This is a genomic window from Streptomyces sp. NPDC085460, assembly GCF_044541975.1.
In the GTDB taxonomy this organism is placed as follows: domain Bacteria; phylum Actinomycetota; class Actinomycetes; order Streptomycetales; family Streptomycetaceae; genus Streptomyces.
Window position 1 is genome coordinate 104515 of record NZ_JBITTO010000010.1, and the last position, 20922, is coordinate 125436.

The following is a 20922-nucleotide window of genomic DNA, read 5'->3' on the forward strand; positions in this document are numbered from 1 at the left end:
GTCAGGGGCGGGGCCCGGCGGCGCGCAGGACGGAGGCGCCGACGGGGGTGAGGGTGTGCAGGACCGTCGCGGCGTGCCGGCTGCTGGTGATGAGGCCGGCGTCGCGCAGCGCGGTGGCGTGCCGGCTCGCGGAGGCCGCGGAGACGCCGGCCGCGCGGGCGATCTCCCCGGTCGTCGCCCCGCCGGCGGCCGCGCACAGGGCCGCCGCGCGGGTCCGGCCGAGGAGGGCCGCGAGGGGGACGGACGGTTCGGCGGCCCACCGGTGGTCCGGGGGCAGCGCGGCGGCGGGCGGGCGCACCGGGTGGCACAGGACCGGTGGGAGGGCCGGATCGGCGAGGCTGGTCGGGGTGCGCCAGCAGAAGTACGTGGGGAGCAGGGTCAGTCCGCGTCCGTCGAGGCGGAGTTCCCGGTCGACGGCCCGGACGTCGACGTCCAGCGTCGGGGGCCGCCAGCGGATCGCCGGCCCCGCGCCGCCGAGCAGCCCGTCGACGCCGCCGTCGAGGAAGGCCCGGCCGAGCGCGGCCCGCTCGGCGTCGAAGCGGGAGCGAATGGACTCGGCGTACGGGGCGATGCCGACGTCGTGGTAGGCGCGCAGCAGCCGGACGAGTTCCCCGCGCTCCTCGGGGGCGCCGAGGCGGGCCGCCCACCGGGGGGCGCCGACGACGCGGTCGAGCCGGGCCACCTCCTCCGTCACCCGCCGCGGCGGGGTCGCCAGGATCGCGTCGAGCCCGGCGGCGAGTCCGTCGACGCCCCGCGCGGGGGTGAGGAAGTCCGGGAAGTAGGCGGCGCGGGGGAAGAGCGGCAGGAGGACGGTGCGGAAGGCCCGTTCGAGCCCCTTCTCCCGCAGCCCGGCCCGTACGGCCCGGAGCCAGCCGGCGTAGGCCCAGCGGCCGTCGCGGGTCTGGAAGCGGTGCAGGCTGGTGGCGATCTCCCAGAACGGGTTCGGCGCGGCGGCGACCCGTACGGCCCCCTGATCGGCGTCCCCGAAGTGGATGCGGAGCATCTCGTTCCCCCCGATGAGCTCGGCTTTTCCGGTCAGCCGCAACAGCATCGCGGGGTCCGGCCGGAATCCGTCATGGTTGCCCGACGGCGCAGGACCGTGGGCGTGTCCGCGCCGCCGGAACCATCGAAACGGGAGGAAGAGAAGACATGCGAACTCTCACGAAGCGCGCCTCGGTCGCTCTCGCCACGGGGGCGCTGGCACTCGCCGGCGTCCTGGGCACGGCCGGCTCCGCCGCGGCCGCTCCGGCCGCGGCGGAGCCGACGGCGCGGGCCGCCGCGGCGGACCCCGTCCTGCCGCCGGTCTACGGCTACCGCAACGTCTGGAAGGACGTGAACCACCGGCTCTACGCGGACGGGGACTCCCGGAAGCTCGGCAAGCTCTACGCGAACACCTCCTACGCGGTGAGCTGCTGGAAGTACGGCGAGTCGGTGACCGCGGAGGGCACCACCAACAACGTGTGGATCCTGGTCCGCAACGGCGGCGGCGTCTGGGGCTACTCCAGCGCGATCTACTTCTCCGGCAACAAGTACGCGAACCTGCCGGCGTCCGCGAGGTGCTAGCCCCCCGCGCCTGACCGCCCGGGAGCCGCCCCCGGACCCCGCCCCCGGAGCCGCGCGCGGACCACGCGTGGCTCCGGATCAGGGGCAGGCGTCACGGGGAAAGCGCCACGGGGCCGGCGTCACGGGGAAAGCCGGGCGGGCACCCCGCGTCCGGCCGCGTGGGCGAGGAGTTCGTCGACCGACCACTGGTCGTCGATGTGCTCGCCGTACTTCACGGCGAGGATCCGGCCGTCCGGGGCGATGAGGAAGTCCGCGGGGAGGCCGATCCGGCCGCCGGGCTGGGAGGAGGCCGGAAGCCGGCCCCGGCCCCGGAGCAGTTCCACGGTGCCCGCCAGGACGCCGCGGACGATGCCCGGCCAGCCCCGCGGGTCGAGCAGGGCCCGGCGGTGCGCCTCGACGCCGAACTCCGCGTACAGCTCCTTGCCGGGGTCCGCGACGACGGGGAAGGGCAGGTGGGCGACGTGTTCGCGCAGTTCCTCCGCGGGCGAGTGGAAGAGGACCACCTCCCGGACCCCGGCCCGTTCGATCTCCGCGTGGCGCCGGGCGACCGAGCGGAGGTGGAGGTTGCAGACCGGGCAGCCCGCGAAACGCCGGAACTGCACGTGGACGGCGCCTCCGGGATCCGGCACGGCCAGCGGCGGACCCGTGACCGGCGTGAGCGTACGGACGGGGACGGCGTCGCCCGGCCGGAGCCGGACGCGGGAACGGAGCCGGGAGCGGGTGGGGTCCGAGGGCGTGCGCATGGATCACCTTCCGTGGGAGAACCCGTAGGTGTACGGCGTACACCTACGAGCGTAGGCGTAGGGCGTACGCTGTCAAGCGCCATGCCACGACCCCGCTCCCTCACCCCCGACCGGCTCGCCGCCGCCGCCCTCCGTGTCGTCGACCGCGACGGGCTGTCCGCGCTCTCGATGCGCACCGCCGCGAAGGAGCTCGGGATGAGCCCGATGGCGCTCTACCGGTACGTCACCGACCGCGACGAGCTGGAGCGGCTGGTGGTCGACCGGATCCTCGACGCCGTGGACACCACCCCTCCGCCCGGCGGCGCGCCCTGGCCCGAACGGATCGAGGTCATGGCCGTCCGGCTGCGCGACGCCGTCGCCCGCCACCCGGAGGCCGTGCCGCTCGCCCTCGCCCACCGCCACCGCGCCGCCGGCGGGCTGCGCTGGTCGGAGACCGTGCTCGCGCTCCTCACCGAGGGCGGGATCGAGGGTCCCCGCCGCGTGGTCGCCCTGCGGGCCCTGCACGCGTACGTGAGCGGGGCGATCCAGCTGGAACACCGGGGGCCGCTCGACGGCCCGGGCACGGAGGCGATCGCGGCGCTGCCCGGCGACCGGTACCCGCTCCTGACGGCGACCGCCCGGGACGCCGGCGGGGTGACCGCGGACGAGGAGTTCCTCGGCGGGCTCCGCGTACTGCTGCGCGGCCTCGACCACTGAGCCCTCGACCCTCGGCCCTCGCGGCGACCGGTCACGGGCGGTCCTCGCCGCGACCGGTCACGGGCGGTCTTGCGGGAACCGGGACAATGGGGGTGGTCCGGGTTTCCGGGGCGCGTGGGTGCGGGAGAAGGAGCAGAGCATGGCGGAATCCGCGGAGCGGAGCGGACAGCGGCGGGTGCGACCGGCGCCGCTGGTCTTCGAGCCTGCCGAGGCGACCGCCGACCCGGAGCACTTCTTCGATCTGGAGTCGATCGAGGACCCGAAGGAGCTGCTGTCCCGTGCGACGGAGCTGACGCTGGCGTTCCGGGCGGCGACGGACCGGGCGATCGAGTTCCAGGCCGTGGCGGCGGCGCAGCTCGCCGATCCGAAGCGGTTCGACCGGCTGACCGCGGCGGACGTGGCCGAGCGGGCGGCGTGGACCGAGGACTACGCGCGGAAGATGATCGAGTTCGGCCAGGACCTGATCCGCACGAACGGGCGGCGCGCGGAGGACTGACGGCCCGGAGCGGAACAGGCGTTCGGCATATGCGGGGCGCACGATACTCCCCCCGTGGGCGCCCTGTCCGCGTTTCCCGGAACTCTCGGCGTTCGCTCCGTCACCGGCGGTAGACCTGTCCGCATGACGACGACGACCTGGCTGCGCGACGAGACCCCGCACACCTCGCACCCCCCGTATGGCGTCTACCGCTTCCTGCGGGCGGGGGACGAGGACCGGCACCAGACCGCCCGGGTGACCTCGGACGGCGCCGCCTGGCTGGCCTCGGCGGCGGGCGGGGAGCCCGGGACGGCGCTCGCGCGCTGGGAGGCGCGACCGGACGCGCCGGCCGTGCTGCCGTGCGGGACGGCCTTCGACGTGGTCGGCGTGGACCCCGTCTTCGGGCGGCGGATGCTCGACCGGCTGTGGGAGGAGGGCCCGGGGTCGGGTCCGGTGGCCGCGCACCGGGGCCGGATGCTGCTCTTCGCCGCGCCCGGCACGGCCCAGCGGCTGCCCGCGCTCCTCGACTGGGAGGAGTGGGGCGAGGCGGTGCCCCGGCCGCTCTGCCACGGCACGGGCGACGCGGTGACCGTGCCACCGCTGGTGCCGTCCGGGAAGCAGGGCGAGCCGCGCTGGCTGGTCGCCCCGGACACCCGGAGCCCGTGGCTGCCGGGGCCCGAGGTGATGCTGTGGGCCTGTGTGCGGGCGGCCCGGATGGTTTCCGCGCCCGACGTGCGGGTATCGATTTTCGCTCCCGCCGCTCAGGGTGCTAATGTCTACGACGTCAGCAGGCGCCGCTAGCTCAGTTGGTTAGAGCAGCTGACTCTTAATCAGCGGGTCCGGGGTTCGAGTCCCTGGCGGCGCACCGACACGGAAAGGCCCCTTGCGAGAGCGAGGGGCCTTTCCGCATGTCCGGAGTCTTTCCGCCCGTCCGGAGTCTTTCCGCATGTAGCCGGAGGACGCCAGGACGGGCGGTCACGCCGGGGCGGGCGGGGTGATCTTCACCGTCCAGATGCCGGACGCGCTGCGGTCGGCGACCTCGACGCGGACGCCCGTACCGGGCACGGTCAGCGTCTCCCCCACCTCCATCGGCGCGTCGGCGAGCGGCGGGTACACCGACCTCTCCCAGCACGCCTCGGTGGCCGGATGGGCGTCGACGACCTCGACCGGGCCGTCGCCGGACGCCGCGCCGGCCCGCACCCGGTAGACGAGGACGCCCTCGGTGCAGGTGTCGGCGTCGTTGCCGGTGGCTTCCCGCGCCTCGACCACGAGGACGCTGTCCGGCGCGGTGCGGACGACCGCGAGCCGGGTGCCGCGCGCGCCGGGGACCACCGGCGCGGCGGACACCGCCTCCAGGCCGACCAGGCGCGGCTCGGCACCCTGGACACAGGCCACCTGGGAGGCGTCGAGCCAGCCCAGCTTCCACTTGTGCCAGCCGAAGGGGTCGGGGGCGAGCCCGAACTGGCTGCCCATGACGTCCCAGTCGCCCACGTGCGTGTCCCAGTCGCCCTTGCCGTCGGCGGGCCGGCGGTAGAGGTCGGGCAGGTCGAAGACGTGGCCGGTCTCGTGGGCGAGGACGTTCCGGTCCGGCGGGTGCCGCTCGAAGACCGTGACGACCCGCCGGATCTTCGTGCCGTCCGCCTCCAGCGGACGCTCCAGGTTGACGACCTTGGTGGCGTCCGAGTCCACACCGGGCGCGTCCGGGTCGGCGACCAGGTAGACGATGTCGTACCGGGAGAAGTCGACCGAGTCGTCGGCGGCGGCGAGCGCGTCCCGCAGATACGCGGCCCGGTCCCCGGACTCCCAGTCACGCCGTATGTCGTAGGCGGTGGACGAGCGGGGCATCGGCGTCCAGTCGGTGCGGGGGTACGGGCGCAGGTCGAACCGCCCGTAGGAGGCCCGCCGGAAGAACTCGGTGGTCGCCGGGAAGTGGTCGGCGGTCAGCTCCTCCGGGGTGGTCAGCGGGGCGGAGTCCGGGAACGACAGGAAGATCATCACCGCGTCGAGCGAGCGCTCGGGGCGCGGATAGGAGCCGTTCCAGCTGGAGAGGCCGAGCGAGTGATGGGCTGCCGTACGGGGCAGGGCGCAGGGTCCGGCCGAGGGCGCGGCCACGGCGGGCCCGGCCACCAGGCCGGTGGCGGCGAGCGCGACGAGCGCGGTGAACGAGGCGGCTCCGGCGCGCAGCCGGGAGCGCTCCACTCCCTCGGGTGGCTGCTGACCCTCCACGTGGACCTCCGGTTCGCGAGTGCGGGACACCTCCACCACCTTGTGATGGTTCGCGGCGTTTCGCATGTTTCCGCTGCCCCGGTCGGGTGAGGGCGCGGCGCGGGGTGGACGCGAGACGGACACAGATCAGCTCACGGAAAGTCACATTCGGTCATCCCTGTGCCGCCTCGGGTCGGACCCGGGCGGAAACGGTCGAGAGCGTGGCGTCCGACGGCCGGGTTCCCACCGCGCGGGGCCCCCGCGACCCGCCCCGGAGCTGGAACGGCCCCCCGGGCTGGCTCTATGATCGGCAGACTTGTCCCAGGCCGACCATCCCGACCACATGTGAACGGCCCCCCTGCACCACGGGAGCGAGCGGTGAGCGGAACCCCCGAAGGACCGGTACACCCAGAGCCACCCGGCATCCCGCCGGCCCGCCCGGCACTCACGGAGCGTGAACTCCGCGACTACCGGGCCGCCTTCCGCACCTCCCAGCTCGCCATGGCCCTCGTCGACCGGGACGGCCTGGTCGTCGCCGCCAACGACTCCCTCGGCACGCTCCTCGGCACCGACAGCGCCGCCCTGCGCGAGCAGGCCGCCGCCGACCTCGTGGACCTCGCCGCCGACGGACGCACCTGGCACGCCTACCGCGAGGTGCTGCGCGGCCGGCGCTCCCGCTTCCGCTGCACCCGCCGCCTCAAGCACCCCGACGGGCGCAAGCTGTGGGCCGAGGTCACCGTCGCCCCGGTCCCCGACACCGGCCGGGTGCTGCTCTCGATCGCGGACATCAGCGACCGGCGCGACCTCCAGGCCCGGCTGCGCCACCTCCAGATGCACGATCCGGTGACCCGGCTGCCCAACCGGACGCTCTTCTTCGAGCGCCTGTCGGCCGCCCTGGAGACGGCGGCGGCGGAGAGCGCCGAGGCGGGCGCGGAGCCGGGCGGGCCGCTCGAACCGGCCGGCGCGCCGGAGCCGTACCGGTCACATCATCCGTATCTGTCGTATCTGTCGCACGGGCATGGCAGAACAGGGCGGATCGGTCTCTGCTACCTGGATCTCGACGGCTTCAAGGCGGTCAACGACACGCTGGGGCACCGGGTCGGCGACCGGCTGCTCGCCGCCGTCGCCGGGCGGCTCACCGAGTGCGCGGACAGCGCTGGTTACACCCGCAGCGGGGGGCATCTCGTGGCGCGGCTCGGCGGCGACGAGTTCGCCGTCCTGGTGGAGGACTCCACCGGGACGGAACAACTCGCCGATCTGGCCCGCGCGGTGCTGAACGCGCTGGAGCGGCCCTTCGACCTCGGCGGGCAGCGGCTCTCGGTCTCCGCCTCGATCGGCGTCGTGGAGCGCACCGCCGTCGGCACCACCGCCACCGGGCTGATGCAGGCCGCCGACACCACGCTGTACTGGGCGAAGGCCGACGGCAAGGCGCGGTGGACGCTCTTCGACCCGGAGCGCAACGCGCACCGGATGACGCGGCAGGCGCTCTCCTCCACGCTGCGGCCGGCGGTGGAGCGCGGGGAGTTCGCGCTGGAGTACCAGCCTCTGGTCGATCTCGCCGGCGGGGCGGTGCGCGGGGTGGAGGCGCTGGTGCGGTGGAACCACCCGCAGTTCGGGGTGCTTCCGCCGAATCGGTTCGTCGCGATCGCCGAGGAGGACGGCTCGATCGTGGAGCTCGGGCGGTGGGTGCTGCGGACCGCGTGCGAGCAGGCCCGGCAGTGGCAGAAGGACCATCCGCGCGAGCGTCCGCTCTTCGTCAGCGTGAACGTGGCGGTCCGTCAGGTCTGGGACTCCGACCTGGTGGCGGACGTGGCGGGGATCCTCGCCGACACGGGACTGGCCCCGCACCTGCTCCAGCTGGAGCTCACCGAGTCCGCGGTGATGGGCTCGGCGGGCCGGCCGCTCCAGGCCCTCCAGGCGCTGAGCGACATGGGGGTGCGGATCGCCATCGACGACTTCGGCACCGGCTACTCGAACCTGGCCTATCTGAGCCGGCTGCCGGTCTCCGTCCTCAAGCTGGACGGCTCCTTCGTGCGCGGCTTCCAGGACGAGGAGCACGCCAACCCGGCGGACGAGCTGATCGTGGAGGCGCTGGTGCAGCTCGCCCACCGGCTGGGCCTCACCGTCACCGCCGAGTGCGTGGAGACGTCCGGGCAGGCGGCGCGGCTGCGGCGGATCGGCTGCGACACCGGGCAGGGCTGGCTGTACTCGCGGGCGGTGGCCCCGGACCGCATCGCCGCGATGCTGGAGGGCACGACGGCGCTCCGGGTCTGAGCACCGGAGGGCGTACGCGGGCATGGGACTGCCCCCGGCCGGAGGGACATTCCGGGCGGGGGCAGTGGTTCATGAGGGGTGGTGCGGGGCCGGGATCAGCAGGCGCCGAGGTCCTGCCAGACGCCCCACTCGCCGGTCGAGCCGGGGGTCTCGTTCTGGGTCCACCACTTGGCCTTGTACTTGCGGCCGTTGTGGGAGACCTCGTTGCCCGTGTTGTACACCGTGCCGGCGACGTAGGCCGGGAGCGAGCCGCAGCCGGCCGGCGGGGTGGTCGGCGGCGTGGTCGGCGGGGTCGTGGGCGGGGTGGTCGGAGGCGTGGTCGGCGGGGTGGTGGGCGGGGTGGTGGTGCCGCCGAGCGCCGCGTTGATCTGGGTCAGCAGGGTGGCGTTGTTGTCCAGGCCGAGGAGCGAGTACATCATCGCGCCGCCGAGGCCGCGCTGCTTGCCGTAGTTCACGCGCTCCTGGATGGCCTTCTGGTTCAGGCCGGTGAAGAACTCGCCGTCCTTGTAGAAGTACGCGGACTTGGCCTGGTCGTCCCAGAAGGTGGTCGCCGCGTTGTCGACGATGCCGCCGAGCTCCTTGTAGTGGGCGATGCCGGCCTGCTGCGAGAGCGGGCGGGCGCCGGAGCCGCCGGTGGCGGACTGCGCGAGGCCGTTGGCGGTGCCGGCGGGCACGCCCTTCCAGCCGCGGTAGTAGAACTCGTAGCCCAGCGTCAGCTTCTCGGCGGGGAAGCCGCCGGCGATGCCGTAGGCGGGCTTGCCGTCGATCCAGGAGTCGATCGCGTTGTCGATCGAGTACTTCTCGGTGCCCGGGGCGATCGGGTCGGTCGGGTCGTTCGCGCCGGAGTACAGCGGCGACTGGTGGTACGTCGGCCCGTCGCCGTCCCAGGCGCCGTGCATGTCGTACGTCATGATGTTGGCGTAGTCCAAGTACTGGCCGATCTTGTCGGTCTCGATGTACTTGATCTTGTCCTGGCCGGCCGGCATGGCCGCGGTCAGCATGTACTTCTTGCCGCCGTTGGCCGCGCCGTACTCGTCGAGCTGCTTGCGGAACTCGGCGAGGAGCAGGGTGAAGTTCTGCTTGTCCTCGGGGCCGTAGTGGTTGCCCAGGTGGCCGCCGGAGGAGCCCGGGTACTCCCAGTCGATGTCGATGCCGTCGAAGATGCCGGCCGCCGTGCCGGGGCCGCCGAAGCCGCCCTCGACGGGCAGGTTGCCCTTGAGGTACTGGTCGATGCAGGAGGAGACGAGCTTCTTGCGGCTCGCGTCCGTCTTCGCCGCGTCGTGGAAGTACTTCGAGTAGGTCCAGCCGCCGAGCGAGATGTTGATCTTCAGGTGGGGGTACTTCGCCTTCAGCTCCTTGAACTGGTTGAAGACGCCCACGATCGGCTGGTCCCACTTGTCGGCGACGCCGTCGACGGAGTCGGCCGCGGAGAAGGACTTCTGGTAGTCGGCGTAGGAGTCGCCCGCGCCGTCGCCCGCGTTCGGGTTGTTGTCGTCACCCGCGGCCTTGTTGGCCATGAAACACGTGAGGTTCGTCGGGTGGATGTTGCCGAACGAGTAGTTGATGATGTCCAGCTGGCTCGCGATGCCCCGCGTGTCGAGGTGCTTCGGGTAGAACGCGTTGCCGTACACGCTCCACTGGTCGTAGTACGCGATGCGCACGCCGCCGGCGGAGGCGGTGGTCGAGGCGTCGGCGGCCTGGGCGGAGCCGAGACCCGCGGTGGCGGCGAGGGCGCCGGCCGCGAGGGCCGAGCTGAGCAGCGCGGCGATCAATGACTTACGGGGGTGCACGAGCGTCCTCCGATGGGGGGTACTGGTGGTGCCGTACAAGGAGTTGGAGAAGTGATAGCCCCCGTGTGAACGGCACGTCAATGGTCTGAACCAGATTGAGGACTAGACCAATTCGAGGGTGAAAGCCCTTGTCAGAGGGGTGCAGCACAAAACAAAACCGCCCGCCACCCTCGGTGACAAGCGGTTTAAGGTTCACTTAGGGAAGCCGGCGGGGTGGTTCGGCGGTGAACCAGTCCCCCACCGGAATCCTGGATTCAGCCGAGCTCGGGCAAGCCGTAGGCGTCCGCGATCAGTTCGTGGCTCCGCAGCCGCGCCTCCGCCCCGTGCACGTTCGCCGTCAGCATCAGCTCGTCGGCGCCGGTCCGCTTCTGGAGCTCGTCCAGGCCCGACCGGACCGCGTCCGGGGTGCCGTACACGACGTTCGCGAGCCAGCCGTCGGCGAACTCCCGCTCCGCCGGGGAGAAGCCGTACGCCTCCGCCTCCTCGGGCGTCGGGATGAGCCCCGGCCGGCCGGTGCGCAGCCGCAGCATCGACAGCGCGCCGGTGAGCACCTGCCGGTACGCCTCCTTCTCGTCCTCGGCGGCGAGCGCGCCGACGCCGATCAGGGCGTAGGGGGCGTCGAGCACCGCGGAGGGTCGGAAGGACTCCCGGTAGAGGTCGAGCGCGGGGAGGGTGTTGCGGGCCGAGAAGTGGTGGGCGAAGGCGAAGGGCAGCCCGAGCAGTCCGGCGAGCCGGGCGCTGAAGCCGGAGGAACCGAGCAGCCAGACCGGCGGCCGGCCCTTCGGGCCCTGCACCGGGCCCGGCACGGCGTGGATCCGGGAGTAGGGGTGGGCGTCCGGGAAGTCGTCGTCCAGGAAGCGGGTCAGCTCGGAGAGCTGCTCGGGAAAGTCGTCGGCCCCCTCGTTCAGCGTGTCCGTGCGCCGCAGGGCGGCGGCGGTCGCGCCGTCGGTGCCGGGGGCCCGGCCGAGGCCGAGGTCGATCCGGCCCGGGGCGAGGGCCTCCAGGGTCCCGAACTGCTCGGCGATCACCAGCGGGGCGTGGTTGGGGAGCATCACGCCGCCGGAGCCGAGCCGGATGCGGCGGGTGTGGGCGGCGAGGTGGGCGAGGATCACGGCCGGGGAGGAGGAGGCGACGCCGGGCATGGAGTGGTGCTCGGCCACCCAGTGGCGGTGGTAGCCGCGCCGCTCGGCGAGCCGGCTGAGCTCCACGCTGGTGGCGAGCGCCCGGCTCGCGGTGGAGCCGCTGCCGACGGTCACCAGGTCGAGCACGGAGAGCGGCACGGGGGCGCTGCCCCGGGCCGCTCCTCGTACGGCGTCGGTGCCGGCGCCGTCCGCCGTGCCTGCGTCTGCCTGGGTGCCGGTCTCGCTCACCGTCCGGTCCTCTCTCCGCGCGGGTATGTCCACCGGAGCGGCAACAGGGGTGCGGTGGCGCTTATTCCGGGGCGAACGGGGCGGGTCGGGTGACCGGAGTCACATTCCGGCCACCGGAACGGCGGGATCCGCGCCCGCCGGGCGCCGGTGAATCCGTGATTCCCCGGGAGCCGAACGCGCGCGCGAGAACGGGCCCGCACCTCTCTGACCTGAGACTCTTCCGGCCATTCATGCCCATGTCATATGCCAGAGTGGCGCACCGCAGGACAGGGCCGGGATCCTCCGTATGTTTCTCGCCAACAGCCGCCCCGTAAACGGCCCTTGGCGGCTATCGTGGTACGGAAGCTTGCGGTCACAACCTGGTAGGGGGAAACCGTGGCGCTGAAGCCCGAGCCCACCGCGCCGTTCCACTCGGTGCAATACGCGCTGCGCGTCCTGGAGACCGTCTCGCGCCACGGCGGCGGGGTGTCGGACGTCCAGATCGCGCGGGAGGCCGGACTGCCCGTCGCCCATCTGTCGCCGCTCCTCCTCATGCTCCGCCGCGAGGGGTACGTCGAGCAGGTCTCCGACGGCGCGTACGTCATCGGGGACTCGCTGGTCCTCCTCGGCTCCGGCTCCACCCGCCGGGAGGCGCTGGAGGCGAAGCTCCAGGAGACCCTCACCGAACTGCGCGACTCCGTCGGCGCGGCGGTCTACATCAGCCGGTACATCGACGGCGAGGTGAAGATCACCCAGTTCGCGGACGGCCCGCGCACCCCCAAGGTCCACGAGTGGGTCGACTTCCGCTCCGCGGCCCACGCCAGCGCGGTCGGCAAGTGCCTGCTCACCCAGCTCGACCTCAACGGGCGGCGCGACCACCTCTCCCGGCACAAGATCGCCCGGCTCACCTCCCGGACCATCACCAACGAGAAGGTGCTCTTCTCCAAGCTGGACAGCCAGCCGCCGACCGTCCCGGTCCTCGACCTCCAGGAGTACGCCGTCGGCACGGTCTGCGCGGCGGTCCCGCTGACGGCCGGCTCCGCCGTGGGCTGCCTGGCACTCTCGCTCCCCATCGAGCACGCGCACCGGCTGCGCTCGGCCGCCGACACGCTGAACCGGCGGGCGGCGCCGGTCGTGCTGTCCCTGGCCATCTGAGGCGTCCCGCGCGGGGCGGCGGCGGGGTGGTCACGAGCACCCGCGGGGACCAGGTAGTATTTTCTCTGTCAGCAGGCGCCGCTAGCTCAGTTGGTTAGAGCAGCTGACTCTTAATCAGCGGGTCCGGGGTTCGAGTCCCTGGCGGCGCACAGACGGGAAGAGGCCCCTCGCGGAAGCGAGGGGCCTCTTTCGTCGTGCCGGAACGCGCCTCCGGCCGCCCGGGCTCACGCCTGGAGGTAGGCGAGGACCGCGAGGACCCGGCGGTGGGTGTCCTCGGCCGGCGGCAGGTCCAGCTTGGCCAGGATGTTGCCGATGTGCTTGCCGACGGCGGCCTCGGTGACGACGAGCCGGCGGGCCACCTCCCCGTTGGAGTGCCCCTCCGCGACCAGCGCCAGGACCTCCCGCTCGCGCGGGGTCAGCGCGGCGAGCGGGTCGCGGCGGCGGCGCAGCAGCTGTCGTACGACCTCCGGGTCGACGACCGTGCCGCCCGCGGCGACCCGGTCCAGGGCGTCCGCGAACTCCTCCACCTGCCCGACCCGGTCCTTGAGGAGGTAGCCCACGCCGGTGCCGTCGCCCGAGTCGAGGAGGTCCGCGGCGTAGTCCCGCTGCACGTACTGGCTGAGGACGAGGACCGGCAGGCCGGGGCGCTCGGCGCGCAGGGCGACGGCGGCCCGCAGCCCCTCGTCCTGGAACCCGGGCGGCATCCGTACGTCGGTGAGGACCACGTCGGGGTCGTGGGCGGCGACCGCCGCGCGCAGCGCCTCGGCGTCGCCGACGGCGGCCACCACCTCGTGGCCGAACCGGGCCAGCAGCCCGATCAGTCCCTCCCGGAGGAGGACGCCGTCCTCGGCGAGGACGACGCGGAGCTGACGCGGCACGGGATCTCCACTCGTAGGACCGTCGGCCCGCCCGGCGGGCTGGTGATCGTCAGTGTGCCATCGAGGACGGCGAGCCGGTCGGCGAGTCCGGTGAGCCCGGAGCCCAGGCCCGGGTCGGCGCCGCCCCGGCCGTCGTCCTCGACGGTCAGGACCAGGACGCGGCCGTCGTGCCGGCCGGTCAGGCGGGCGCGGCCGGCGCCGCTGTGCCGGTCGACGTTGGCGAGCGCCTCGCGGCCGGTGAAGTACGCGGCGCTCTCCACGGCGGCGGGCAGCCGGGGCAGCCCGTCGAGGTCGGTGTCGACGGGGACGGCGGTCCGGTCGGCGGCGTCGGCGAGCGCGGAACCGAGCCCGTAGTCGGCGAGGACCTGCGGATGGATGCCGTGGATCAGCTCCCGCAGCTCGGCGAGCACCCGCCCCGCCTCGTCCTGCGCCTGCGCGAGCCGCGCGGCCAGCGGCCCGTCCGGCGGGGCGTCGAGCCGCGCGAGGCCCAGGGTCATGGTGAGCGCGACGAGCCGGTGCTGGGCCCCGTCGTGCAGGTCGCGTTCGATGCGGCGGCGCTCGGCCTCGAAGGCGTCCACGAGCCGGGCCCGGGAGGCGATGACCTCCCCGAGACCGTCCCGGTCCCCGGGCGTGAGCAGCGCCCGCGCCAGCGCGCCGCGCCCGGCCGCGTACAGCCCGAGTGGGTAGCCGAGCGCGAGGAGGGCGAGCGCGCCGACGGCGACGGCGGCGAAGGCGGCCGGGTACGAGGTCACCAGGACGGTCTTCAGGAGCTTGGTCTCCTCCCCGTCGACGGCGAGCAGCACCGGCGCGGCGAGCAGCGTGGCGGGCGCGCCGACGGCGACGGCGAGCACGAGCGCGTCGAGGATCCACAGGACGGTGGCGAGGAGGAGCGCGTACGCCAGCTCCCGCCAGGTCGCCCGCTCCCCCGCCCGCGTCCGCGCCCACGCCCCGAGCCCCGGCGCGGCCGGCACCCGGTGCGGGTCCGGGGCGGGCGCCCGGTCGACGAGCCGCAGCCGCAGCCGCTCGACGCCGCCGAGCGCGACCCCGCCGGACAGCAGCAGCGGGATCCCGACGAGGAGCAGGGAGGCGAGCAGCAGCACGAGGAGGGCGGCGCAGGCGAGCAGCCCGCCGACGACGCCGGTCGCCAGATAGGCGGCGCTCCGCCACGGCCAGACGCCGAAGGGGTACCGGGCGGGCCGCCGGACGAGCGCCCGCAGGACGTCACGATCTTCCATGACCGCCCACCGTAGGCGGCGCCGGGGCGACCGGGCCATGGGGCGGGAGGGTGTGGCCGGGGTGGGGCCGGCCCTACCCCCGGGGGTCAGGCGGGTGCGCGGCCGTGGCGGCCGTAGAGCTCGCGGAGGGCGGCGAGCGCGGGGGCGGTGAGGGGTTCGTACGGGGCCGTGGGGGTGGGGCGCCACCAGACGGGGTCGTCGCAGAGGAAGGAGGCGCGGCGGAGGGCGACGCGGTGGATCTTGTTGGTGGCGGTGAGGGGGAGGGCGGGGGTGACGCGGACGAAGCGCGGGGGCATCTTCGTGCCGAGGTCGGGCTGGGCGTCGAGGAAGGCGGCGAAGGCGTCCGGGTCGAAGGCCGTGCCGGGGCGGAGGGCCAGGGCGGCCATGACCTGGTCGCCGGCGACCGGATCGGGGACCGCGTAGACGGCGACGCCGGCGGCGCGGTCCCAGCGGGACAGGATGGCCTCGATCATCGCGGCGGCGAGGTTCTCGCTGTCGACGCGGAGCCGGTCGTCGGTGCGGCCGGCGAAGTAGAGGTAGCCGGCCTCGTCCCGGTAGAAGAGGTCGCCGGTCCAGTACCAGCCGCCGCGCCGGCGGGCCGCCTCGGCGTCCGGGTTGCGCCAGTAGCCCTCGAAGGTGCCGGTGCCGGCGCGGTTGACGAGCTCGCCGATGGCGTCGTCGGCGTTGAGGAGCCGGCCGGAGGGCGAGAAGCGGGCCGGGGGGCACTCGGCCAGCGATTCGGGGTCGACGACCGCGAGGTCGTCGGTGGGGGCGGCGCGGCCGACGGCGCCCGGCGGGGTGCCGGGGGTGCGCTGGATCGACGCGCCGCCCTCGGAGGAGCCGTAGCCCTCGACCAGCGGCACGCCGAAGCGGTCGCGGAAGCGGGCCGCGTCGACGGCGCCGGCCTCGGTGCCGAAGCCGAGGCGGAGGCGGTGGTCGCGGTCATGCGGTCCCGGCGGGGTCGCGAGGAGGTACTGGACGGCGCGGCCGACGTAGGTGAAGTAGGTGGCGTCGAAGCGGCGGACGTCGGAGAGGAAGCGGGAGGCGGAGAAGCGGGCCCGCAGGGCGATCCCGGCGCCCGCGGCGAGGGCCGGAGCCCAGTCGGCGATGACGGCGTTGCCGTGGAACATCGGCATGCAGACGTAGTGGGTGTCGTCCGGGCCGACGGAGAAGGCGCGGGCCAGGGAGGCGCCGGCCGCCGCGACCGCGCCCTGGCTGCGGAGCGCGGCCTTGGGCGCGCCGGTGGAGCCCGACGTGAAGGTGAGCAGGTAGCGGGTGCCGGGGGTGACGGGGCCGAGGACGGCGTCGCCGGGGCGGGCGTCCGCGTAGGGCGCGAGGAGTTCCTCGTACGCCTCGGTGTCGGTGACCAGGAGGCGGACGCCGGGCAGCGGCAGGCCGTCGAGGAGCGGCAGGTGGGCGCGCTGGGTGACGAGGACCCGGCAGGCGGTGTGGGTGATGTCCCGGGCGAGTTCGGCGCCGCGCCGGGTGGGGTTGACGCCGGCGACGGCGGCCCCCGCGAGGGCCGCCGCGCCGAGCCAGAGCGGGTACTCCGGCGTGTTGTCGAGCAGCAGGCCGAGGTGCGGCTCGCTCCCCGGCCTGGGGGGCATCAGGTCCACGAGCAGGGCGGCCCGTGCGGCGGCGCCCGCGGCGGCCCGGTGGTGGCTGAGGGCGTGGTGCTCGTCCCTCAGCCCGGTCCGGTGGTCGCCCCAGCGGCGCCGTATCAGCTCCGCGACGGTGTCCGCGCCTGCCCGTGTCGTGGCCGTCATGGCCACGGACCTTAACTGACGATGCGTCAGAACTGAACGTCCGAGCAGGCGTAGAAGGCGTTCGCGGTGTCCGCGACCGTCCACACCGCCAGGATCAGGTGCTTGCCGGTCTTGCCCGCCGGGATGGTCCCGGAGTGCGAGAGCGTGGCCGGCGGCTGCTGGCTGTTGTACGGGACGGTGAGGAACGGCTGGGGGTCGAGCTGGGCCCGGGTGAGCTTGCTGCCCGGGTTCCAGCCGTTCTTGGTGATGTAGTAGCGGAAGTCGGTGGTGCGGTGGCGGGCCGTGAACTGCCAGCGGAAGGTGTAGCTCTGGCCCGCCGTGACCTTCGTCGCCGGCCAGGCGCCGCCGCGCGGGTCGTCCAGCTGGGCGAACTGGGAGTTGCCGCCGGCGCAGATCTTGCCGTCGGCGGGCCCGGCGCCCGGGAAGCCCTTGAGTCCTTCGACGGACTGCGGCTCCCACTGGATGTTGCCGCAGTTCGTCACGGTGCCGTTGGCACAGAGCTTCTGGCGGCTGATCGGTGAGTCGGTGTAGCCGTGGCTGTTCGCGCTGCCGGCGGCGAAGAGGGAGGCGGCCGTGACGCCGAGGGCCACGGCGGCCAGCCCTGTCTTTTTGCGCATGCTGTCGCTCCAGGGAGAACGTGGGGGAGTTCCGTGATGTCCGTGGGCCGTGCTGCACGCGTGCGGGGTGGTGCGGAAGGATCCGTTCTAGGTCTAGACCAAGTACCAAGGTAGGGACGGAAGTTGAACATGTCCATACCAACGGCGAGGGCGGCCGGGAAGACCCGACCGCCCTCGCGACCTCGGACCAGGACCGGCCTCAGGCCCCCTCGCCCTGGACCCCGCGGCCCGTGTAGAACGCCACCGTCAGGTCCTTCACCAGCGCCTTGCGCTCGTAGTCGTCCAGCTCCACGAGACCACGACTGGTCAGCCGGTGGACCACGTCGTCCACCGCGTCCACCACCGACGTCAGCACACTGTCCCGGTGCTTCGCGTCGATCGCCGCGATCCGGCGGCGGCGCATCGCCTCCGCGACCTCAGGGGCATACTCGATCCGCGTCGGCTGCGCCGAGAACACGTCGAGACCGACCGGCGCGCACTCCGCCGACAGCAGCCGCGTCAGGGCCTCGCCGACCGCCTCCGCGTCCCGCAGCGTCGGCGCGTCCTCGTGGAACGCGTCCGCCGGCAGCTGCGACAGGACCCGGGCCATCGCCGCCTCCACCTGCTCCCGCAGGTAGTCCTCGTGGCCGTCGACCCCGAGCGCCGCCCGGACGGTGTCCCGGACCCGCCACACCACGAGGACCGTCACGTCCAGCGCGGTCCCCTTCGCGTCCACCGCCGGCAGCGGCTCGCTGCGCCAGTGCCGCAGCCGGACGTCCACCCGGCGGCGCAGCAGCAGCGGACTCGCCCAGACCAGACCGGTACGGCGCACGGTGCCGCGGTACTCGCCGAACAGGGTCAGCACCCAGGCGTACCCGACCCGGCCGCGGCCCAGACCGCCCACCGCGAACAGCAGCGCCAGCACGCCGAGCGCCAGCAGCCCCCACTGCGCGAGGTGGATCCCGTGGTACGGGCGCGGGGGCAGCCGCAGCATCCGCGCGAGCTCGGCGGGCACGGCGCCCGCCCACCACACGACCGCCGCGCACCCCGCGAGCGCCAGGAGCCCGCCGACCACGCCGACCCAGCCCGGCAGCACCGCGGCGGCGCGCTCCACGAGCGCGGGGTCCGCCGTCGGCGCGGGCCGCGCGGACGCCGGCCGGACCGGCACCTGCTTGGTGACGGGCCTCGGGATGACGGCCTTCGCGCCCCGCGCCGGCGCCGGCGCCGGCATGGCGACGGTGTCGGGACCGCCGTCGTCGTCGTCGGCGCCGGCGCCCGGTGCGGGTGCGGGTGCCGGTGCGGTGGCCGAGGTCGGGGTGTCGGCCGCGCCGCCGTCCCGGAAGAGCAGGTGTACGGGGATGGAGCCGGTGGTCTCCGCCCCGATCACGTTCTTGCGGCGCGGCAGCCTCCCCACCGCGGCGACCGGCACCGCGACGGACGCGACCCGTGCCCCCGTGATCCGCCCGAAGTCGAGCACGTCCCGCTCCTCCTTGAACACGCCGCCGCGGGTGGTGGGGGCGGGGGCGGATGCGGCCGTGGGCGCGGTCCCGCGACCGGCGGCCCGCGCGCCCGGGTGCGGCGCCTCCGCCTCCGCCGCGCGGGCGGGCCCGCCAGGCGCCGGGCGCGACTCGGGGGCGGTCGCCGGGGCCGCCGCCCTCGTACCGGCCGCCGCCGGAGCCGGGCGGGCCTCGCCCCGCAGCACCCGGGCGGCCGGCGCGGGGCCCGCGCCGGCGGGGGCGGTCGCGGCGGTCATCGCCACCGGCGGGTGGGGCTCCCCCGGCGGCCCGGCGGAGACGGAGGTGGCGGCCACGGACTGCGCCGGGCGGGCTTCGTGCGGCGGGCGGCCCGTCGGCGCCGGGGCGGGGGCGGAGCCCGGCCCGGCGGGGGCCGGGGAGGGACCGGCGGGTGCGGAGCCCGCCCCGGCAGGGGTCGGGGGCGGGCCGGCGAGCGCCGAGGACGGGCCGGCGGGGGCCGGGGACGGACCGGCGAGCACCGAGGACGAACTGGCGGGGGCCGGGGACGGACCGGCGACCGCCGAGGACGAACTGGCGGGGGTCGGGGACGAACCGGCGGCCGCCGAGGACGGGCCGGCGGCGGCCGACGGGTGCGGCCGGCCCGTCGCTTCGTGGGGGTTCGGGGTAGGAGGGCCGGTCACGGTGGGTGCCGGGGCGGGCGCGGGGCCTGCGCCGGCGGGGGGCGGGTCGGTCGCGGGCGTCGACGGGCGCGGCTCCGTCGGTGGCCCGGCGGGGGCCGGGGCGCCGGGCGCCGTCCGGGCCGGGCCGGCCTCGGCCGGGGGGCGGGCGGAGGGGGCGCCCGCCTCGCGCGGGGCCTGGAGCGGGTCGGTCGGCGCGGCGGCGGCCGCGGGCTCGGCGGGGAGCGGGGGCGCGGCGGCGGTCGGGACCGGGTGGGTGCCCGGGCGGACGGAGACGGCCGTCGCCGCGACCGGGGCGGGTGGGGGCGCGACGCCCTCGGCCGGCGTCGGGCCGGGGCCCGGGCCCGGCGGTGCCACGCGGCGCGGGAGGGTGCCGTCGGTGAGACGGCGGGCGGTTCTGGCCGCGTCGCGCGAGGCCGCCGCGCCGGAGTCGTTCGGGGTCGCTGCCGTCATTCGGGGTCCACCTCTTGTCTCGGGGTCATCGGAACAATCGCCGCCAGGTCTCCGGGCCCGGGTAGCCGTCGGCCGCCGCGCCACGCCAGCCCTGTGCCCGCTGGAACGCCTCGACGTTGCGGCGGTCCGCCTCCGTCCAGCGCGGACCGGGTCCCGACAGGTAGTGCTTGCCGAAGCCCCGCTTCACCAGTTGTTTGCCCAGCTTCTCCACATATGCGTTGGATTGGCCCGGACGGAAGGAGCCACGCCCGGGGAACCCGTTCGCATCTGTGCTCGGACCGCTCGAACCACTCGAACCGCCGATGTCCCGGCCCCCGCCCGACACGAGGAGCCTCCAGGTGTGCGCGCCCGGCAGACCGTCGGCCTCCTTGCCCTTCCAGCCCTGCGCGCGCTGGAACGCCTGGGTGGCCCTGCGGTCGGCCTCGCCCCACTTCGGGCCGGGTCCCCGCGTGTAGTAGCGCCCGGCGCCGCGCTCGACCAGCATCCGCCCGAGCGCGGTGACGTGCGCGTTGTTCGCGCCGGGGCCGAACTTCGCCGCGCCCGGGTACGCGGAGCCACCGGGCGCCGTCGTGCCGCCGCCCGCGCCGGTGCCCGTGCCACCACCCGTGCCCGTGCCACCACCCGTGCCGGTGCCACCACCGGTCCCGGTGCCGGCCAGGCCCTTGTAGCGGTAGGCCACGTAGCGGTCGGAGTTCTCCCAGTACGCCAGGGGCGTGGCCTGCCTGCGCGTGCGCGGCTTGGTCTGCTCGTACGCGAGGTACGAGGTGTGGGTGTGGTCCGTCCAGCCGCCGAAGATCGTCACGTGCGAGCCCCGGGTCGGGTTGGCCGGGTTGTGGAAGAGCAGGATGTCGCCGGGCTGGAGGTCGGTCCGGTCGATGCGGACGGCGAAGCGGTCGAGGCTGCCCGTCCACTCGTTGCTGCGCAGGTTCCAGGCCATCGAGATGAAGCCCGAGCAGTCCTGGCGGTACCCGTCCGACCAGTACTTCTCCATCGAGTACGGCACCTGGGCCGAGACCCACTTCCTGGCCCGGTTGATGATCTCCGTGCGGGTGGTGCTCCGCAGCGTCCCGGCCGAGATCTGACTGGTCGCCGGAACGGCGCCCGGGGTGGGCCCGCCGTCGCCCCGCCCGGCCGCCGGGCCGTGCAGCGGGGCGGGGCCGCCCTGCGGGGTGTCGGCGTCCCTGGCCGCGTCGGCGGTGCCCGCGCGGTCCGCCGGCAGCCCCGGCCGGACCGGGAGCTCGGGCGCCTGCGCGGCGGCGACGCCGCCCGCCCCTCCCCCGCCGATCACCGCACCCGCCGCCGTCACCAGGACCAGGGCCCGGCGGGCACCGTGCGCCGCCGGGTGTCCGCCCGCGCGGACCGGCAGGCCCCGCGCGAGGTCGCGGCGGCGCCGGGCGCAGCCCGGGCAGCCACAGTCGGGCTCGGGTTCGAATTCCTCGAAGACCGGCACGCTCATGCGATTCCCCTCCACACTCGTCAAGATCTTTTGGCCTCGTTCGGGCGCCAGTTTCTCAACTGTCTGGACAAGTCGCATTTTGACGGATCAACGGCCTGATACGACCATCCGACAGGCCGGAGACGGGCCCTGTTGG

17 protein-coding genes and 2 tRNA genes are annotated in these 20922 nt (G+C 74.8%); 8 read left to right on the forward strand and 11 right to left on the reverse strand.

The window, feature by feature from the left end:
* Nucleotide 1: 1 nt before the first annotated feature.
* A complete protein-coding gene (locus ACIGHB_RS26005; protein WP_399916254.1) occupies nucleotides 2–1051 on the reverse strand; it encodes an ArsR family transcriptional regulator in 1050 nt (349 codons plus the stop codon).
* A 98-nt stretch (nucleotides 1052–1149) separates the two neighbouring features.
* Here ACIGHB_RS26005 and ACIGHB_RS26010 point away from each other — a divergent pair, with 98 nt between their 5' ends.
* A complete protein-coding gene (locus ACIGHB_RS26010; protein WP_360319750.1) occupies nucleotides 1150–1563 on the forward strand; it encodes an SH3 domain-containing protein in 414 nt (137 codons plus the stop codon).
* Nucleotides 1564–1682: 119 nt separating this feature from the next.
* Here ACIGHB_RS26010 and ACIGHB_RS26015 read toward each other — a convergent pair whose 3' ends face one another.
* Nucleotides 1683–2306, reverse strand: coding sequence for a peroxiredoxin-like family protein (locus ACIGHB_RS26015; protein WP_399916256.1), 624 nt, complete (start codon nucleotides 2304–2306; stop codon nucleotides 1683–1685).
* Nucleotides 2307–2387: 81 nt separating this feature from the next.
* Here ACIGHB_RS26015 and ACIGHB_RS26020 point away from each other — a divergent pair, with 81 nt between their 5' ends.
* The 4 genes from ACIGHB_RS26020 (at nucleotide 2388) to ACIGHB_RS26035 (ending at nucleotide 4342) form a co-directional block, all read left to right on the forward strand.
* Nucleotides 2388–3002, forward strand: a complete 615-nt coding sequence (locus tag ACIGHB_RS26020; RefSeq protein ID WP_399916258.1) for a TetR/AcrR family transcriptional regulator — start codon at nucleotides 2388–2390, stop codon at nucleotides 3000–3002.
* 139 nt (nucleotides 3003–3141) lie between these two features.
* Nucleotides 3142–3498 carry a hypothetical protein gene (locus ACIGHB_RS26025; protein WP_360319744.1) on the forward strand — a complete coding sequence of 119 codons (357 nt, stop codon included), beginning with the start codon at nucleotides 3142–3144 and terminating at the stop codon, nucleotides 3496–3498.
* A 123-nt stretch (nucleotides 3499–3621) separates the two neighbouring features.
* Nucleotides 3622–4278 (forward strand): hypothetical protein, encoded by a 657-nt coding sequence (locus tag ACIGHB_RS26030; RefSeq protein WP_399916260.1) that lies wholly within the window; start codon nucleotides 3622–3624, stop codon nucleotides 4276–4278.
* Nucleotides 4269–4342, forward strand: a tRNA-Lys gene (locus tag ACIGHB_RS26035). Before ACIGHB_RS26030 ends, ACIGHB_RS26035 begins: the two co-directional genes overlap by 10 nt.
* A gap of 110 nt (nucleotides 4343–4452) precedes the next feature.
* Here the strand turns inward: ACIGHB_RS26035 and ACIGHB_RS26040 are convergent.
* The gene (locus ACIGHB_RS26040) at nucleotides 4453–5703 is read right to left on the reverse strand and encodes a M6 family metalloprotease domain-containing protein (RefSeq protein WP_399916451.1); all 1251 of its coding nucleotides are present in this window, start codon (nucleotides 5701–5703) and stop codon (nucleotides 4453–4455) included.
* Between the two features lie 357 nt (nucleotides 5704–6060).
* On the opposite strand from ACIGHB_RS26040, the gene ACIGHB_RS26045 reads away from it, so the two are divergent.
* On the forward strand, nucleotides 6061–7956 hold the full coding sequence (locus tag ACIGHB_RS26045; RefSeq protein WP_399916262.1) for a putative bifunctional diguanylate cyclase/phosphodiesterase: 1896 nt from the start codon (nucleotides 6061–6063) through the stop codon (nucleotides 7954–7956).
* 95 nt (nucleotides 7957–8051) lie between these two features.
* On the opposite strand, the gene ACIGHB_RS26050 is transcribed toward ACIGHB_RS26045, so the two are convergent.
* Both ACIGHB_RS26050 and ACIGHB_RS26055 read right to left on the reverse strand, forming a co-directional pair.
* On the reverse strand, nucleotides 8052–9746 hold the full coding sequence (locus tag ACIGHB_RS26050; RefSeq protein WP_399916264.1) for a glycosyl hydrolase family 18 protein: 1695 nt from the start codon (nucleotides 9744–9746) through the stop codon (nucleotides 8052–8054).
* A gap of 254 nt (nucleotides 9747–10000) precedes the next feature.
* Nucleotides 10001–11116, reverse strand: coding sequence for an LLM class flavin-dependent oxidoreductase (locus ACIGHB_RS26055; protein WP_399916266.1), 1116 nt, complete (start codon nucleotides 11114–11116; stop codon nucleotides 10001–10003).
* Between the two features lie 375 nt (nucleotides 11117–11491).
* On the opposite strand from ACIGHB_RS26055, the gene ACIGHB_RS26060 reads away from it, so the two are divergent.
* Together ACIGHB_RS26060 and ACIGHB_RS26065 are read left to right on the forward strand one after the other, a co-directional pair.
* Nucleotides 11492–12250, forward strand: coding sequence for an IclR family transcriptional regulator C-terminal domain-containing protein (locus ACIGHB_RS26060; protein ID WP_360319734.1), 759 nt, complete (start codon nucleotides 11492–11494; stop codon nucleotides 12248–12250).
* A 75-nt stretch (nucleotides 12251–12325) separates the two neighbouring features.
* Nucleotides 12326–12399, forward strand: a tRNA-Lys gene (locus ACIGHB_RS26065).
* A gap of 75 nt (nucleotides 12400–12474) precedes the next feature.
* Here the strand turns inward: ACIGHB_RS26065 and ACIGHB_RS26070 are convergent.
* The 6 genes from ACIGHB_RS26070 to ACIGHB_RS26095 form a co-directional block, all read right to left on the reverse strand.
* Nucleotides 12475–13128, reverse strand: coding sequence for a response regulator (locus ACIGHB_RS26070; RefSeq protein ID WP_399916269.1), 654 nt, complete (start codon nucleotides 13126–13128; stop codon nucleotides 12475–12477).
* Entirely contained in the window at nucleotides 13068–14363 is a 1296-nt protein-coding gene (locus tag ACIGHB_RS26075; protein ID WP_360319730.1) for a sensor domain-containing protein, read from the reverse strand. Before ACIGHB_RS26075 ends, ACIGHB_RS26070 begins: the two co-directional genes overlap by 61 nt.
* Nucleotides 14364–14449: 86 nt before the next feature.
* A complete protein-coding gene (locus tag ACIGHB_RS26080) occupies nucleotides 14450–16129 on the reverse strand; it encodes an AMP-binding protein (RefSeq protein WP_399916272.1) in 1680 nt (559 codons plus the stop codon).
* A gap of 26 nt (nucleotides 16130–16155) precedes the next feature.
* Complete coding sequence (locus ACIGHB_RS26085) at nucleotides 16156–16746, reverse strand: lytic polysaccharide monooxygenase (protein ID WP_399916274.1); 591 nt, start codon at nucleotides 16744–16746, stop codon at nucleotides 16156–16158.
* Nucleotides 16747–16945: 199 nt separating this feature from the next.
* Complete coding sequence (locus tag ACIGHB_RS26090; protein WP_399916276.1) at nucleotides 16946–19330, reverse strand: SPFH domain-containing protein; 2385 nt, start codon at nucleotides 19328–19330, stop codon at nucleotides 16946–16948.
* Nucleotides 19331–19355: 25 nt separating this feature from the next.
* Nucleotides 19356–20786 (reverse strand): peptidoglycan-binding protein, encoded by a 1431-nt coding sequence (locus ACIGHB_RS26095; protein WP_399916278.1) that lies wholly within the window; start codon nucleotides 20784–20786, stop codon nucleotides 19356–19358.
* Nucleotides 20787–20922 lie beyond the last annotated feature (136 nt).

Excerpts from the sequence above, each read along its gene's own strand:
- ACIGHB_RS26005 (WP_399916254.1), bottom strand. The coding sequence starts at position 1,051 with ATGCTGTTGCGGCTGACCGGAAAAGCCGAGCTCATCGGGGGGAACGAG.
- ACIGHB_RS26010 (WP_360319750.1), top strand. The coding sequence starts at position 1,150 with ATGCGAACTCTCACGAAGCGCGCCTCGGTCGCTCTCGCCACGGGGGCG.
- ACIGHB_RS26015 (WP_399916256.1), bottom strand. The coding sequence starts at position 2,306 with ATGCGCACGCCCTCGGACCCCACCCGCTCCCGGCTCCGTTCCCGCGTC.
- ACIGHB_RS26020 (WP_399916258.1), top strand. The coding sequence starts at position 2,388 with ATGCCACGACCCCGCTCCCTCACCCCCGACCGGCTCGCCGCCGCCGCC.
- ACIGHB_RS26025 (WP_360319744.1), top strand. The coding sequence starts at position 3,142 with ATGGCGGAATCCGCGGAGCGGAGCGGACAGCGGCGGGTGCGACCGGCG.
- ACIGHB_RS26030 (WP_399916260.1), top strand. The coding sequence starts at position 3,622 with ATGACGACGACGACCTGGCTGCGCGACGAGACCCCGCACACCTCGCAC.
- ACIGHB_RS26075 (WP_360319730.1), bottom strand. The coding sequence starts at position 14,363 with ATGGAAGATCGTGACGTCCTGCGGGCGCTCGTCCGGCGGCCCGCCCGG.
- ACIGHB_RS26080 (WP_399916272.1), bottom strand. The coding sequence starts at position 16,129 with ATGACGGCCACGACACGGGCAGGCGCGGACACCGTCGCGGAGCTGATA.
- ACIGHB_RS26085 (WP_399916274.1), bottom strand. The coding sequence starts at position 16,746 with ATGCGCAAAAAGACAGGGCTGGCCGCCGTGGCCCTCGGCGTCACGGCC.
- ACIGHB_RS26090 (WP_399916276.1), bottom strand. The coding sequence starts at position 19,330 with ATGACGGCAGCGACCCCGAACGACTCCGGCGCGGCGGCCTCGCGCGAC.
- ACIGHB_RS26095 (WP_399916278.1), bottom strand. The coding sequence starts at position 20,786 with ATGAGCGTGCCGGTCTTCGAGGAATTCGAACCCGAGCCCGACTGTGGC.